At 72.7% G+C, this 14,301-nt stretch carries 14 protein-coding genes; 8 read left to right on the top strand and 6 right to left on the bottom strand.

All coding sequences use genetic code 11. The features are described from left to right. Window positions 1-139: 139 nt before the first annotated feature. Genes ACULK2_RS16155 through ACULK2_RS16145 form a run of 3 tightly spaced genes read left to right on the top strand, consistent with a single transcriptional unit; the run spans window position 140 to window position 2,857 of the window. Entirely contained in the window at window positions 140-1,027 is an 888-nt protein-coding gene (locus ACULK2_RS16155) for an NAD(P)H-hydrate epimerase (RefSeq protein WP_445968119.1), read from the top strand. 2 nt (window positions 1,028-1,029) lie between these two features. Then, a complete protein-coding gene (locus ACULK2_RS16150) occupies window positions 1,030-1,569 on the top strand; it encodes a DUF3151 family protein (protein WP_445968120.1) in 540 nt (179 codons plus the stop codon). A 1-nt stretch (window position 1,570) separates the two neighbouring features. Then, window positions 1,571-2,857 (top strand): adenylosuccinate synthase, encoded by a 1,287-nt coding sequence (locus ACULK2_RS16145; protein ID WP_445968121.1) that lies wholly within the window; start codon window positions 1,571-1,573, stop codon window positions 2,855-2,857. Between the two features lie 81 nt (window positions 2,858-2,938). On the opposite strand, the gene ACULK2_RS16140 is transcribed toward ACULK2_RS16145, so the two are convergent. Beyond that, a complete protein-coding gene (locus tag ACULK2_RS16140; protein WP_445968122.1) occupies window positions 2,939-3,160 on the bottom strand; it encodes a hypothetical protein in 222 nt (73 codons plus the stop codon). Between the two features lie 187 nt (window positions 3,161-3,347). Between ACULK2_RS16140 and ACULK2_RS16135 the strand changes: the two genes are divergently transcribed. Then, window positions 3,348-3,956, top strand: a complete 609-nt coding sequence (locus ACULK2_RS16135) for a GNAT family N-acetyltransferase (protein WP_445968123.1) — start codon at window positions 3,348-3,350, stop codon at window positions 3,954-3,956. A gap of 13 nt (window positions 3,957-3,969) precedes the next feature. Here ACULK2_RS16135 and ACULK2_RS16130 read toward each other — a convergent pair whose 3' ends face one another. The 4 genes from ACULK2_RS16130 to ACULK2_RS16115 all read right to left on the bottom strand — a co-directional run bounded on the left by ACULK2_RS16130 (window position 3,970) and on the right by ACULK2_RS16115 (window position 7,854). Beyond that, a complete protein-coding gene (locus ACULK2_RS16130; protein WP_445968124.1) occupies window positions 3,970-5,436 on the bottom strand; it encodes a sodium/solute symporter in 1,467 nt (488 codons plus the stop codon). After that, window positions 5,433-5,801: a DUF485 domain-containing protein gene (locus ACULK2_RS16125; RefSeq protein WP_445968125.1), complete on the bottom strand. Its 369-nt coding sequence runs from the start codon at window positions 5,799-5,801 to the stop codon at window positions 5,433-5,435. Before ACULK2_RS16125 ends, ACULK2_RS16130 begins: the two co-directional genes overlap by 4 nt. Before the next feature lie 86 nt (window positions 5,802-5,887). Continuing rightward, complete coding sequence (locus tag ACULK2_RS16120; protein ID WP_445968126.1) at window positions 5,888-6,625, bottom strand: LytR/AlgR family response regulator transcription factor; 738 nt, start codon at window positions 6,623-6,625, stop codon at window positions 5,888-5,890. Further along, complete coding sequence (locus ACULK2_RS16115; RefSeq protein ID WP_445968127.1) at window positions 6,622-7,854, bottom strand: sensor histidine kinase; 1,233 nt, start codon at window positions 7,852-7,854, stop codon at window positions 6,622-6,624. The genes ACULK2_RS16120 and ACULK2_RS16115 overlap by 4 nt, the downstream gene beginning before the upstream one ends. Window positions 7,855-8,034: 180 nt before the next feature. On the opposite strand from ACULK2_RS16115, the gene ACULK2_RS16110 reads away from it, so the two are divergent. Together ACULK2_RS16110 and ACULK2_RS16105 are read left to right on the top strand one after the other, a co-directional pair. Continuing rightward, a complete protein-coding gene (locus ACULK2_RS16110) occupies window positions 8,035-8,409 on the top strand; it encodes a DUF485 domain-containing protein (protein ID WP_445968128.1) in 375 nt (124 codons plus the stop codon). Beyond that, a complete protein-coding gene (locus tag ACULK2_RS16105; protein ID WP_445968129.1) occupies window positions 8,409-10,022 on the top strand; it encodes a monocarboxylic acid transporter in 1,614 nt (537 codons plus the stop codon). The genes ACULK2_RS16110 and ACULK2_RS16105 overlap by 1 nt, the downstream gene beginning before the upstream one ends. A 185-nt stretch (window positions 10,023-10,207) precedes the next feature. On the opposite strand, the gene lpdA is transcribed toward ACULK2_RS16105, so the two are convergent. Further along, window positions 10,208-11,608: a dihydrolipoyl dehydrogenase gene (lpdA, locus tag ACULK2_RS16100; protein ID WP_445968130.1), complete on the bottom strand. Its 1,401-nt coding sequence runs from the start codon at window positions 11,606-11,608 to the stop codon at window positions 10,208-10,210. 128 nt (window positions 11,609-11,736) lie between these two features. Between lpdA and ACULK2_RS16095 the strand changes: the two genes are divergently transcribed. Both ACULK2_RS16095 and ACULK2_RS16090 read left to right on the top strand, forming a co-directional pair. Continuing rightward, a complete protein-coding gene (locus tag ACULK2_RS16095) occupies window positions 11,737-12,756 on the top strand; it encodes a DMT family transporter (RefSeq protein WP_445968131.1) in 1,020 nt (339 codons plus the stop codon). Window positions 12,757-12,822: 66 nt separating this feature from the next. Then, window positions 12,823-14,286 (top strand): amidase, encoded by a 1,464-nt coding sequence (locus tag ACULK2_RS16090; RefSeq protein ID WP_445968132.1) that lies wholly within the window; start codon window positions 12,823-12,825, stop codon window positions 14,284-14,286. Window positions 14,287-14,301: the final 15 nt, after the last annotated feature.

Below are 14,301 nucleotides of genomic sequence, written 5' to 3'. Positions count from 1 at the left end.
AATCGATCCCGCTCGCGCATCGATCCTGTTCAGGAATTTCTCGGCGTGTCGCCGCACGCGACGGCGTGTCTCTCCTGAGAACGGACCGCTCCGGTCCTGAGAACGGTGCGGTGCGGATGCCACGGCGTAGGCTCGGCGCATGGACGTCGATGCCCGCGCGACCGGGCCGTCCCCTCGCCACGGCTACACGGCCGAGCAGGTGCGCGCCGCGGAGCGGCCGCTCCTCGAGGCCGGCGAACCGCTGATGCAGCGCGCGGCGCTCGCACTCGCCGATGAGATCTCGCGCCTGGTCGCGACCACGCCGCCGGCATCGAAGACGGCGACGGATGCCGCGGGCGCGGCGCTCGGCGGCACGATCGCCGCGACGGACAGGGCGGATGCCGCGGGCGCGGCCGCGCGCGACCGGCCGCTCGTCGTCGTGCTCGCCGGCTCCGGCGACAACGGCGGCGACGCGCTCTTCGCCGGCGCGCACCTCGCCGAGCGCGGCGCCGACGTGGGCATCGTGGCGACCGGGTCGCGCCTGCACGAGGAGGGCGGCGCGGCCGCGCACCGCGCCGGCGCGACGGACCTCGACCCGGACGCCGACCCGGCCGGGTTCGAGGCCGCGGTGCGCACGGCCGACGTGATCGTCGACGGCATCCTCGGGATCGGCGCGGCCGCGAGCCCCGCGCTGCGGGGTCGGAGCCGCGAGCTCGTCGCGCGCGTGCTCGAGCTGCTCGGACCCGAGTGGGCCGAGCGCACGGGCGCGGGCCCGCGCCATCCGCTCGTCGTCGCCGTGGACCTGCCGAGCGGGATCTCACCCGACGACGGCCGCGTGCCCGATCCCACGGTGCTGCCCGCAGACGTCACCGTGACCATGGGCGCGGTGAAGGCCGGGCTCCTCTTCGGTCCGGCGGTCGAGCTCGTCGGACGCGTGGTGCTCGTCGATCTCGGGCTCGGTCCCGCGCTCGCCGGGGTGCAGCCCGTCGTGCTCCCCGGGTGGCGGCACGATCTCCCGGAGCCCGGAAACCCCATGCGTTACGGTTGAGTGTGACTCAGGAACAGACGCGACCGGAGGCCGAGGCGGTGCTCGCCGACGAACCCGAGGTCAGGCGGGCCCTGAGCGAAGCCGACCGGGCGTCGGTCGCCGGAGTCGTCGCCGACCACCCGTCCTCGCCCCTCGCGTGGGCCGAGCTGGCCGACCAGGCGGACTCCGAGGGCCGCGCGCTCGACGCGTTCGCGTACGCCGTCGTCGCGGTCGACCTCGCCCGCGTCCAGCTCCAGGCGGACGGCTGGACGCCCGGCGAGCCCGTCGCCTGGTCCGAGGAGCCGAACCGTGCCTACCTGCGCGCGCTCGACGCCGAGCGACGCGCCGCCGGCCGGCTCGGGCTCGACGAGCGCGCCGCGCGCGCGGCATCCGACCTCGAAGCGGCCGACGCCGAGGCACCCGCGCGCATCGCGTCGGAGTTCACGCCGACGCAGGTCATCAGCGTCATCACGGATCCCCTGCCGCCCGTCCCGTCGCCCGAGGCGACTGCGGGCGACCCGTCCGACGAATCCGCCGCGCCGGGTGCGGCACGAGAGGACTGACATGCCCGCAGTCGTGCTGATCGGGGCACAATGGGGCGACGAGGGCAAGGGCAAGGCGACCGACCTGCTCTCCTCGCGCCTGGACTACGTGGTCAAGTTCAACGGCGGCAACAACGCCGGGCACACCGTCGTCGTCGGCGACGAGAAGTACGCCCTGCACCTGCTGCCCTCCGGCATCCTCACGCCCGGCGTCACGCCGGTGATCGCGAACGGCGTGGTCGTCGACATCGAGGTGCTCTTCGAGGAGATCGAAGGCCTCGAGTCGCGCGGCGTCGACACGTCGCAGCTGAAGATCTCGGCGAACGCGCACGTGATCACGCAGTACCACCGCACGCTCGACAAGGTCACCGAGCGCTTCCTCGGCAAGCGCCAGATCGGCACGACCGGCCGCGGCATCGGCCCGAGCTACGCCGACAAGATCAACCGCGTCGGCATCCGCATGCAGGACCTCTTCGACGAGAACATCCTGCGGCAGAAGGTCGAGGGCGCGCTCGACCAGAAGAACCACCTCCTCCTGAAGGTCTACAACCGTCGCGCGATCGGCGTCGACGAGGTCGTCGACGAGCTGCTCGGCTACGTCGAGCGGCTCCGCCCGATGGTCACCGACACCTCGCTCCTGCTGCACCGCGCGCTCGAGGCCGGCGAGACCGTGCTCTTCGAGGGCGGCCAGGCGACGATGCTCGACGTCGACCACGGCACCTACCCGTTCGTCACGTCGTCGAATGCGACCTCGGGCGGTGCCGTCACCGGGTCGGGCATCGCCCCCAACCGGATCGACCGCGTGATCGGCATCGTCAAGGCCTACACGACGCGCGTCGGGTCCGGGCCGTTCCCGACCGAGCTCTTCGACGAGTGGGGCGAGTTCCTCGCCGACCAGGGCCACGAGTTCGGCACGACCACCGGTCGCCGTCGTCGCACCGGATGGTACGACGCCCCGATCGCCCGCTACACCGCGCGCATCAACGGCGTGACCGACTTCGTGCTCACCAAGCTCGACGTGCTCACCGGCATCGACCGCATCCCGGTCGCGGTCGCGTACGACGTCGACGGCGTGATCATGGAGGAGGTCCCGGTCTCGCAGTCGGACTTCCACCACGCCAAGCCCGTCTACGAGGAGTTCCCCGGCTGGACCGAGGACATCTCGGGCGCGCGGGCGTTCGAGGACCTGCCCGCGAACGCGCAGAGCTACGTGCGCGAGCTCGAGGCGATGTCGGGCGCCCGGTTCTCGGCGATCGGCGTCGGTCCGGGCCGCGACGAGATCGTGCAGCTGCACGACCTGCTCGACTAGGCTCACCGGGGCCCGCGAGACACGACGAGGGGCGGATGCCACGCGGCATCCGCCCCTCGTATCGCGATCGTGCGGTCGGGCCTACGGCTCCGTGCCGATCGACTTGTCGATGTGGGCGCGCACCTCGTCGACCTTGGCGTCGTGCTCGTCCGGCGTGACCTTCTTCGCGGCGTCCGCGACGGCACCGAGGACCTTGTCGCTGATGTCCTCGGCCTGCTCGCTGTTCAACGCCTCGTCGATCTTGTCCTTGTTCTGCTCCACGAAGTCCTGTGCGTTCTTCGCGAGGTCGTCCAGCGCCCCCATCGCGTCCCCTCCTCGTTCGACGTCGGTGTCGTGCGGCGGCGAACCGCCGCGCACATGGTACGTCGGCTCGCACTCGTCCCGGAAGGAGTGCGCGACCGCTTCTCGGCGGACTCGCAGTCGCCGACTGTGCGACACTGGGCCGGTGCCCGCCGTCCGCCCACTGGTTCACACGCTCGAAGGCCGACACGTGGCGCTGACGCCGCTCGCCGAGCACGACATCCCGGCGCTCCGCGCGGCGATCGGCCGGCCCGAGGTGTTCGCCGGCGGCTTCGGCGGCGGCCCGTCCGGGTTCCCCGTCGATGAGGAGGCGTTCGAGCGGTTCGCGCGGGCGTCGTACACGCCCGCTGCCGACGCGATCCCGTTCGCGGTGCGCCTCCGCGGCGGGCCGGACGACGGCACGATCGTCGGTGCGACCAAGCTCGGCGACCTCGACCTGCCGAACGAGGCCGCGCACATCGGCTGGACGGGGTTCGATCCGCGGGTCTGGGGCACGGCCGTGAACCCCGAGGTCAAGCTGCTCATGCTCGGCCTCGCGTTCGATCACGGCTTCGGCCGGGTGCGGCTGCAGGCGGATGCGGTCAACGCGCGCTCCCGCGCGGCGATCGCGAAGCTCGGGGCGGGTTTCGAGGGCATCCAGCGTCGTGCGATGCGCCGACCCGACGGCTCGTGGCGCGACACCGCGGTGTACGCGATCCTCGTCGACGACTGGCCGGTGGTGCGGGCGGGCCTCGAGGAGCGCCTGGCCGCGTGGGAGAACCGGCCCGTGGAGCTGTCGGGGCCGGCCCGAGCCGGCTAGTCCGAGCGCTTTCTCAGCCCCGGTCGCGCTCCGGCAGGTGCAACCGCGCCAGGAACGCGTCGGTGCCACGCGGCATCCGTCGCCGGTCGGCACGCGAGACGAGCACGGTGACGAGCACCGCGATCGGCACCGTCCAGGCGGCCGGTTGCTCGACGAGGGGGCGGATGGCGGGCGCCGCCGCCGTGAGGAGGGCGCCGCCGAGGATCGCCGCTCCGGAGAGCGTCGCGCCGGTGGCCATGCCCGCGATGGCGCCGCGCGCCGTGAGGCCGCGCCACCAGATGCCGAGGATGAGCACCGGGCACAGCGTCGACGCGGTGAACGCGAACACCAGGCCGACGCTCCCCGCGAGGCCGGCGGACTCGGTCGCGAACGCGACCACGAGCGGCACGGCCGTCGACGCGAACGCCGCGATGCGGAAGCCGCGCACGCTGCCGCCGAGGAGGTCCTGCGAGATGACGCCCGCGACCGAGACCACGAGACCCGACGACGTCGAGAGGAACGCGGCGAACGCGCCGCCGATGACGAGCGCGGTGAGCAGGTCGCCCCACACCCCGGGCAGGAGCCGGTCGGGGAGGACGAGCACGAGCGCGTCTGCGTCGCCCGGCGTCGCGAGGTCGGGTGCGAAGGCCCGGCCCAGCAGGCCGAACAGCGTCGGGAACGCGTAGAACACCGACAGCAGCACGAGCACGATGACGGTCGTGCGCCGAGCGGCCGGGCCGTCGGGGTTCGTGTAGAAGCGCACGAGCACGTGCGGCAGGCCGAGCGTGCCGAGGAGCAGCGCGACCATGAGCGAGACGGTCCGGTACACATCGAGCGAGCCCGGCCCGTCGGCGGCCGGGAACGCCTCGGCCGGCGGCAGGGCTGGCTCGACCGCGCCGGTGACGAGGAGGAGCGCGACGACGGGCACGGCGATCGCCGCGAGCTTCAGCCAGAACTGGAACGCCTGCACGAACGTGATCGAGCGCATGCCGCCCGAGGCGACGACGATCGCGACGAGCGCGGCGACGGCGACCGAGCCGACCCAGCTCGGCAGGCCGGTGGTGATCCGCACCGTGAGCGCGGCGCCCTGCAGCTGCGGCACGATGTAGAGCCAGCCGATGACGACGACCAGCACGCTCGTGACGCGCCGCACGGCGAGGGACTCGAGCCGCGCCTCGGTGAAGTCGGGGATCGTGTAGGCGCCCGAGCGCCGGAGCGGCGCCGCGACGAACAGCAGCAGCATCAGGTACCCCGCCGTGTACCCGATCGGGAACCACATGCCGCCCGACCCGGTGAGCAGGATCAGCCCGGCGATGCCGAGGAACGACGCCGCCGAGAGGTACTCGCCGCCGATCGCCGACGCGTTCCACCACGGTCGCACGGTGCGGCTCGCGACGTAGAAGTCGCTCGTCGTGCGCGAGATCCGCAGCCCGTAGAAGCCGATCAGCACCGACGCGAGCGACACCGCGACGATCGCGGTGTAGCCGATCGCGGGGTTCACGCGTCCTCCGCGAGCGAGCGGTATCGGGCCTCGTTGCGCGACGCGGCCCGCACGTAGAGCGCTGCGACGCTGATCGCGAGCGGGTACACGCCGAAGCCGAGGAGCAGCCACGACACCGGCACGCCGGCGACGAACGTGCCGTCGAGCGCGGGCGCGAACGCGATGACGCCGACGAAGACGAGCGTCGCGAGCACGAAGCCGGCGGCGCAGATGAGCGCGAGTCGGAGCTGCGACCGGATCAGCGAGCGCACGTAGACCGAGTGGATGTCGGTCGGTCCGGTGTCGGTGCCGGGAGTGCGGGTGCGCGCGGCGGGGCGACGGTCGGATGCCGCGGGGCCGGCGGCGCCGCGTGCGGTGACGCGCACGCGGGGTGGTCTCGATGCGGGCGCTTCGCGTCCTGCTCGGCCACCCGCCTCTGCGGCCGGGTCCTCGGTGCCCGGCGGCCCCGCGCTCACGGGCGCGCCCGCGGCGTCGCCGCCTCGAGTCGTTCGCGGAGCCCGGGCAGCAGGCGTCGGCTGACCGGGAGCTCGGCCTGGCCGACCACGATCGTCGGCCGGTCGCCGCCGAGCCGGACGCGAGTGACGTGGGGGAGCGCGACGAGGTACGAGCGGTGCACGCGCACGAAGCCGGCATCCGCCCACTGCCGCTCGAGGTCGGACATGGGCACGCGCACGAGGTAGCTCGCCTCGTCGGTGTGCAGCCGCGCGTAGTCGCCCTGCGCCTGCACGTACCGCACGTCGTCGCGGCGGATCATGCGGGTCGTGCCGCCCAGCGTGACGGCGATCATCTCCGGGCGCCCGGGCGCGGCATCCGCCGCCTGGCTCTGCCCCATCGACTCGACGACCCGCGTGACCGAGCGATGCAGCCGGTCGGTGCGGACCGGCTTCAGCAGGTAGTCGACGGCGGCGAGGTCGAAGGCCTCGAGCGCGCCCTCCTCGTCGGCCGTGACGAACACGAACGCGGGCCGGCGCTCGAAGCGCTGCAGCGCGCGGGCGAGGTCGAAGCCCGAGAGGCCCGGCATGTGGATGTCGAGGAACGCCGCGTCGACCGGCTCGCGCGTGAGGATCCGGATGGCCTCGGCGCCGGAGGTCGCGCGGTGGATGACGCCGATCCGGGGATCCTGGCCGAGCAGGTACGCGAGCTCGTCCACTGCGGGCTGCTCGTCGTCGGCGATGAGGACCGAGATCACGGCACCAGTCTCCCATCGGGCTCGGCGGGCCGGCCGGGCCGGGCGTCGACGGATGCCGCGGAGCGACCGGGCTGCGACTTCGGCACGCTCATGCGGACCAGCGTGCCCGCGCCGATGTTCGTCTCCACGACGAGTCCGTGCTCGTCGCCGTACACCTGCCGGAGACGCGCGTCGACGTTGCGGAGGCCGACGTGCTCGCCCGGCGTGCCGCCCGCGAGCACCTCCGCGGCGACCTCGGGGTCGATGCCGACGCCGTCGTCCTCCACGGTGATCTCGGCGAACGCGCCGCGGTCCTCCGCGGTGATCGTGATGCGGCCGCCGCCCTCCTTGGCCTCGAGGCCGTGACGCACGGCGTTCTCGACGAGCGGCTGGATCGACAGGAACGGGATGACGGTCGAGAGCACCTCGGGGGCGACCTGCAGCGTCACCCGCAGCCGGTCGCCGAAGCGCGCACGCTCGAGCTTCAGGTAGGAGTCGATCGATCGCAGCTCCTCGGCGACGGTCGTGAAGTCGCCGTGACGGCGGAACGAGTACCGCGTGAAGTCGGCGAACTCGAGGACGAGCTCGCGCGCCTTCGCGGGGTCGGTGTTGATGAACGACGCGATCGCGTTCAGCGAGTTGTAGATGAAGTGCGGGCTGATCTGCGCGCGGAGCGCGCGCACCTCGAGCTCGGCGAGCGCCGCCCGCGACGCGTCGAGCTCGCCGAGCTCGACCTGCGCGGCGACCCACTCGGCGACCTCGCCCGTCGCGCGCACGAGCCCGGCGCGCACCCGCCCGGCGAAGGCGACGACCGCGCCGACCGCGACGCCGTCCGCGAGGATCGGCGCGGCCGCGGCATCCGCCTCACCCGACGGGGTCGGCACGCGCCGCTCGACCCGGGGTCGCCCGCTTCCGACGGCCTCCTCGGCGAGCCGCTCCGCGGCGGAGACGAGCGTCTCGTCGCCGTCGACCGCGACCGGGCCGCCCGTCATGACGAGCGCGAGCGTGTCGGCGCCGAGCAGCGCCCGGAGGTGGCGCGCCGCGCGCGCGGCATCCGCCTCGGTCATGTCGCCCCGCAGGTGCTTGGCCGCGCGCGATGCGAGGTGCAGCGTCTCGTAGGTCGCCCGTTCGGCATCGGTGCCGAGGTCCTTCGACTGCACCGCGAGGCGACGGAGCAGCACCACGACGCCCACCGCGAGCGCGCCCGCCACGACGCCGGCAGCGGCGGCGAGCAGCATCGACTCGGGCATGCACGTCACTGTAGCCGTCGTTCGTCGTCGCCCCGCGCCGTTCGTCGCACGGTCGGCGCCGCTCGCCGACGACGAGCGGTCGAGGCCCCCGGCGCGGCATCCGCGAGGTCAGCATGGACGCATTGCGACCGCAGCGGAGCGGGCCGAGCCCGTGCCGCATCCCCTCGAAGGAGAGACGCCATGGGCAACGACGCCCTGAGTGCGGAAGTCGACCTGAGTCATGTCGACTACCGCTCCGTTCAGCAATCCCCGGAGTTCCAGGAACTCCGCAGGACCCACCGCAGTTTCGTCTTCCCCGTCCTCACGGCGTGCCTGGTCTGGTACTTCGCCTACGTGCTGCTGGCCGTCTACGCGGTCGAGTTCATGTCGACCCGCGTGTTCGGCAGCGTCAACGTGGCGATGGTGCTCGGCCTCGCGCAGGTGGTCACCACCTTCGCCGTGACGATGTGGTACGTCCACTACGCCAACAAGCGGCTCGACCCGCGATCGGAGCAGATCCGCGAGGAGATCGAGACCGGCGTGTTCGGCGCCGAGTCCGAGGAGGTCGTGCGCTGATGTTCCGATTCGAAGCGGCCACCACCTCGCCGGGCGAGCCCTGGCTCAACATCGCCATCTTCGCCGCGTTCGTCGCGGTGACCATGGTCATCGTCTTCCGCGCCAGCCGGAACAACAAGACCGCGGCCGACTACTACGCGGCCGGGCGTTCGTTCACGGGCGGCCAGAACGGCTCGGCCATCGCCGGCGACTACCTCTCGGCGGCGTCGTTCCTCGGCATCGTCGGGGCGATCGCCCTGAACGGCTACGACGGGTTCCTCTACTCGATCGGCTTCCTCGTGGCCTGGCTCGTCGCGCTCCTGCTCGTCGCCGAGCTGCTGCGCAACACGGGCAAGTTCACGATGGCCGACGTGCTGTCGTTCCGGCTCAAGCAGCGCCCCGTCCGCATCGCGGCGGCGACCACCACGCTCGTCGTGTGCTTCTTCTACCTGCTCGCGCAGATGGCGGGCGCGGGCGGCCTCGTGTCGCTGCTCCTCGGGGTCGGCGACCAGGTCGGCCAGGCCGTCGTCATCACCGTGGTCGGCGCGCTCATGATCCTCTACGTGCTCGTCGGCGGCATGAAGGGCACGACCTGGGTGCAGATCATCAAGGCCGTGCTGCTCATCGCCGGCGCCGGCGTCATGACGGTGTGGGTGCTCGCGCTCAACGGGTTCGACTTCTCGGCGCTGCTCGACAAGGCCGTCGCCGTGGCGGAGAACCCCGCGATCCTCGACCCGGGCCTGAAGTACGGCGTCTCGGAGATCAGCAAGATCGACTTCGTCTCGCTCGGCCTCGCGCTCGTGCTCGGCACCGCGGCCCTCCCGCACGTGCTCATGCGCTTCTACACGGTCCCGACCGCGAAGGAGGCCCGCAAGTCGGTCGTCTGGGCGATCTGGCTCATCGGCATCTTCTACGTGTTCACGCTCGTGCTCGGCTACGGCGCGGCGGCCCTCGTCGGCCCCGCGGTCATCGCCGCCGCCCCGGGCGGACCCAACTCGGCGGCACCGCTGCTCGCGTTCGCGCTCGGCGGTCCGTTCCTGCTCGGCCTCATCTCGGCGATCGCGTTCGCGACGATCCTCGCGGTCGTGGCGGGCCTCACGATCACCGCGGCCGCCTCGTTCGCGCACGACATCTACGCGTCGGTCGTGAAGAAGGGCAAGCCCGAGCCGGGCGCCGAGGTCAAGGTCGCGCGTCGCACGGTGGTCATCATCGGCGTCGTCGCGATCGTCGGCGGCATCGGGGCGAACGGGCAGAACGTCGCGTTCCTCGTGGCGCTCGCGTTCGCGGTCGCCGCGTCGGCGAACCTGCCGACGATCGTCTACTCGCTGTTCTGGAAGGGCTTCACGACCAAGGGCGCCCTCTGGAGCATGTACGGCGGCCTGATCTCGGCGATCGTGCTGATCGTCTTCTCGCCGGTCGTCTCGGGCTCCGAGACGTCGATGCTCAAGACCGAGGCGATCGACTTCGCGATCTTCCCGCTGTCGAACCCGGGCATCGTCTCGATCCCGCTGGCCTTCCTCCTCGGATGGATCGTCAGCAAGCTCGACAAGACCGTCGAGAGCCCCGAGAAGCAGGCCGAGATGGAGGTCCGCTCGCTCACCGGCCTCGGTGCCGAGAAGGCGGTGAGCCACTAGGAGAGACTCCGGCGGCCGCTCCCGTCCGGGAAGCGGAGGCGGCCGCCGGGACGACTGCGACGGGGTGGGACCGCCTGCCCACGACCTCGTCGCCGGCACGACGGGGGCGGATGCCTCGGGCCTCGAGCCCGGCATCCGCCCCCGTTGCGCTGCATGCGCCGCGCCGCGCTACATGCCGCGCCGCGCTACATGTTGATCATGTGCCCCACGAGACCGTGGAACGCCTCCTGCAGGCCCTCCGAGAGGGTCGGGTGCGTGTGCACGTTGCGGGCGAGCTCGAGCGCGCCGAGGTCCCACTTCTGCGCGAGCGTGAGCTCGGGCAGCAGCTCCGAGGCATCCGGGCCGATGATGTGGCCGCCGAGCAGCTCGTAGTGGGCCTTGTCGGCCACGAGCTTCACGAAGCCCACCGGGTCGCCGAGGCCGTTCGCCTTGCCGTTCGCGGTGAACGGGAACTTCGCCACGATCACGTCGTGGCCCTCGTCCCGGGCCTGCTGCTCGGTGAGGCCGAACGACGCGACCTGCGGCGAGCAGAACGTGGCGCGCGGCATCATCCGGTAGTCGCCGAGCTCCATGGTCTCGGCGTCGGCGATGGTCTCGGCGGCGACGACGCCCTGCGCCTCGGCGACGTGCGCGAGCATGAGCTTCGCGGTGGCGTCGCCGATCGCGTAGATGTGCGGCACGTTCGTGCGCATCCGCTCGTCGATCGCGATGGCGCCGCGCTCGGTGAGCTGCACGCCGGTCGCGTCGAGCCCGAAGCCCTCGACGTTCGGCGCGAAGCCGACGGCCATGAGCACCTTGTCGACGACGAGCGAGCCGGGCTGCCCGTCGGATCCGGTGTACGTCACGGTGACCTGCGGTCCCTCGTCGGTGACGGTCTCGACCTTCGTCGAGGTGAGGATCGGCACGCCGAGGTTGCGGTACTGGCGCGTGATCTCCTTCGAGACCTCGGCGTCCTCGTTCGGCAGCGCGCGGTCGAGGAACTCGATCACCGTCACCTCCACGCCGTAGTTGCGCATGATGTACGCGAACTCCATGCCGATCGCGCCCGCGCCGACGATCGCGATCGATCGGGGCAGCTCGCGCGTCAGGATCTGCGACTCGTAGGTGACGACGTTCTCCGACAGCTCGACTCCGGGCAGCAGGCGCACCCTCGAGCCCGTCGCGATGATGGCGTTGTCGAAGGTCAGGTTCTCGACCGTGCCGTCGGCCTTCGCGACGTCGATCGCGTTGGGCCCCGTGAACGAGCCTCGGCCGTCGAACTCGGTGATGCCGTTCTTCTTCATGAGGAAGTGCACGCCCTTGACGTGCTTGTCCGACACCTGGCGGCTGCGGTCGAACGCGGCGCCGAAGTCGAAGTGCACGTCGCCGGAGATGCCGAAGGTCTGGGCCTGGGCGTGGAAGATGTGCGACAGCTCGGCGTTGCGCAGCAGCGCCTTCGAGGGGATGCAGCCGACGTTCAGGCACACGCCGCCCCAGTACCTCTCCTCGATCACGGCGACCTTGCGGCCGAGCTGGGCGGCGCGGATGGCGGCCACGTAGCCGCCGGGACCCGCACCGAGGACGATGACGTCGAAGTGGGTGGTCATGGCGCCCAGCCTAGGCGGGAGCCTCGAGAACGGCACGGGTGGCATCCGCCCTGCCAACGTTCGGCGGGTTCCGGACATCGCGTCGCCGCGCACTCCCGGCGGGACGGCGGGCGACGTAGCGTGACCGGGTGACCACACGATCCACCGGCTCGCCGACCGCATCGGCGGCGTCCCCCGCGACCGCCGCCGCCGCGGCATCCGCCACCGGCCCCGCCCCGCGCCGCGGCGGCGTCCGCACCTGGGTGCAGTTCCTCTCCGCGGGCCTCGTCTGGGGCGCGAGCTTCCTCTTCATGGCCGTCGCGCTGACCGGCATCTCGTTCACGCAGGTCGCATGGACGCGCACGGTGCTCGGCGGGCTCACGCTCGGCCTGGTGGTCCTCATCGCGCGCCCGCGCGTCGCGGGCGGTACCGTCCTCCCCCGGCAGCCGATCGTCTGGCTCCACTTCCTCGTGATCGGCGTGCTCGGATGCGTCATCCCGTTCCTGCTGTTCTCGTGGGCGCAGCAGTCGGTGACCTCGAGCCTCGCGTCGATCCTCAACGCGACGACGCCGATCATGACGGCCGTCGCGGCCACGCTCGCGTTCCGGGTCGAGAAGCTCGACGCGTCGCGCTGGCTCGGGGTGCTCGTCGGCATCGCCGGCGTCGTCGTCATCATCGCGCCCTGGGCCGCCGAGCTCGGCGGGAGCCTCGCGGGCCAGCTCGCGTGCCTCGGCGCGACCGCGTGCTACGGGATCATGTTCGGCTACACGCGTCGGTTCCTGAGCGGTCGGCCGATCGCCCAGACGACGTTCGCGTTCCTCCAGGTCGGCATGGGCGCCGCGGTCATGCTGCTGCTCACCCCGGTCCTCGCGGTCGGCCCGGTCGAACTCGACCTGCCCGTCGTGGCGAGCCTCGCCGTCCTCGGCATCCTCGGCACCGGCCTCGCGTACGTCTGGAACATCGGCGTCATCCGCGACTGGGGCCCCACGAACGCGTCGACCGTGACGTACGTCACGCCGGTCGTGGGCGTCGCGCTCGGCGTGCTCGTGCTCGGCGAGCCGATGTCGTGGAACGAGCCGGCGGGGGCTCTCGTCGTGATGGCCGGCATCCTGCTGGCGCAGGGCAGGGTCCGGATGCCGCTCGCGCGCCGGTCGGCGACGGCCGTGTGACGCGCGCCCGGGTTCAGTCCCGATCCGACCCTGTGCAGCCGCCCCGCGATGTGGTGAGGTGAGCAGGTGACGAGCGCCTCGCCATCCGCCCCCGACCCCGCCGCGCCGACCGTCGACGCGACCGCCTCGGCGGCGGACCTCGCGGCTGCCTACCGCGACGGCGCGACCACGCCCGTGGAGATCGCCGAGGACGCGCTCGCCCGCATCGCCCGATTCGAACCGGTCGTGAACGCGTTCTCCGACCACGATCCCGACGCGGTGCGGGCGGATGCCGCGGCGAGCGCGAAGCGCTTCGCCCGCGGTGCGCCGCTCGGCCCGCTCGACGGGGTGCCGGTCACGGTGAAGGAGAACATGCTGCGCGAGGGCGTCGCGGCCCGGTCGGGCTCCGCGGCATCCGCACCGGTCGTGCCCGACGTCGATTCGCCGATCGTCGCGCGACTGCGCGAGGCGGGCGCCGTCATCCTCGGCTCGACCACGATGCCCGACTGGGGCATGCTCTCCTCGGGCGTCTCGAGCCTGCACGGCGTCACGCGGAGCCCGCTCGATCCGGCGCTCACGGTCGGCGGATCGAGCGCCGGCGCCGGCGCGGCCGCGGCTGCCGGCATCGGACCGATCCACCTGGGCACCGACATCGGCGGCTCGATCCGGTTCCCCGCCGCCTGGCTCGGGCTCGTGGGGCTGAAGCCCAGCGCCGGGCGCGTGCCGATCGATCCGCCCTACCTCGGACGGGTCGGCGGTCCGATCGGGCGCCGTGTCGCCGACCTCGCCGCGGCCATGGCGGTCGTGACCCGGCCCGACGTGCGCGACCACACCGCGCTGCCGTACGAGGCGCTCGACTGGGTCGACCCGGGCATCGAGGTGCGGGGGCTCAGGATCGCGGTGCACACCGACGCCGGGGCGGGCCTGCCCGTCGACCCGGAGATCGCGGCCGCCGTGCGCGCCGCGGCCGAGCGGTTCGCCGCGGCCGGTGCCGAGGTCGTCGAGCTCTCGCCGTTCATGGACGACGGGCTGCTCGGCCAGGCCGACCGCTTCTGGCGCGTGCGGTTCCGTCGCACGTACGACGAGCTCGCGCCGGCCGCGCGCGCCCGCGTGCTGCCCTACATCGCGCGGTGGGTCGCACCGGGCGGCGAGGTCTCCGGTACGGCCGCGCTCGCCGCGTACGACGACGTCGGCGAGCTCCGCCACCGCACGGTGCTCGCGACCGCGCCGTTCGACGCCGTGCTCTCGCCCGTCGCGCCCATGGCCGCGTTCCCGGCCGAGCGCCCGATGCCGTGGGGCGAGGAGGACCTCGGCATGGCGCACATCGCGTTCACGGTGCCCTACAACATGTCGGGGCAGCCCGCCGTGAGCATCAATTCCGGCACGACCGCCGACGGTCGCGCGATCGCGCTGCAGGTCGCGGGCCCGCGGTTCGCGGATCTCCGGGTGCTCGCGCTCGCCGCGTGGTGGGAGCGGGAGCGGCCGGCGGACGCCGCGGCGCCTGCGGTCCCGTCCGGTCCGCCTGCGGGTCGCGGGCCCGCCTCGCGCTGACCTCGGGGGCGTCCG

It is taken from the genome of Agromyces molybdatiresistens (genome assembly GCF_052748445.2).
This window is presented reverse-complemented; position numbering and strand designations above follow the sequence as displayed.

What these genes read in the sequence shown, in the direction of transcription:
- ACULK2_RS16155 (WP_445968119.1), top strand. Translation starts at nt 140, where the DNA reads ATGGACGTCGATGCCCGCGCGACCGGGCCGTCCCCTCGCCACGGCTAC.
- ACULK2_RS16145 (WP_445968121.1), top strand. Translation starts at nt 1,571, where the DNA reads ATGCCCGCAGTCGTGCTGATCGGGGCACAATGGGGCGACGAGGGCAAG.
- ACULK2_RS16140 (WP_445968122.1), bottom strand. Translation starts at nt 3,160, where the DNA reads ATGGGGGCGCTGGACGACCTCGCGAAGAACGCACAGGACTTCGTGGAG.
- ACULK2_RS16115 (WP_445968127.1), bottom strand. Translation starts at nt 7,854, where the DNA reads ATGCCCGAGTCGATGCTGCTCGCCGCCGCTGCCGGCGTCGTGGCGGGC.
- ACULK2_RS16110 (WP_445968128.1), top strand. Translation starts at nt 8,035, where the DNA reads ATGGGCAACGACGCCCTGAGTGCGGAAGTCGACCTGAGTCATGTCGAC.
- ACULK2_RS16105 (WP_445968129.1), top strand. Translation starts at nt 8,409, where the DNA reads ATGTTCCGATTCGAAGCGGCCACCACCTCGCCGGGCGAGCCCTGGCTC.
- lpdA (WP_445968130.1), bottom strand. Translation starts at nt 11,608, where the DNA reads ATGACCACCCACTTCGACGTCATCGTCCTCGGTGCGGGTCCCGGCGGC.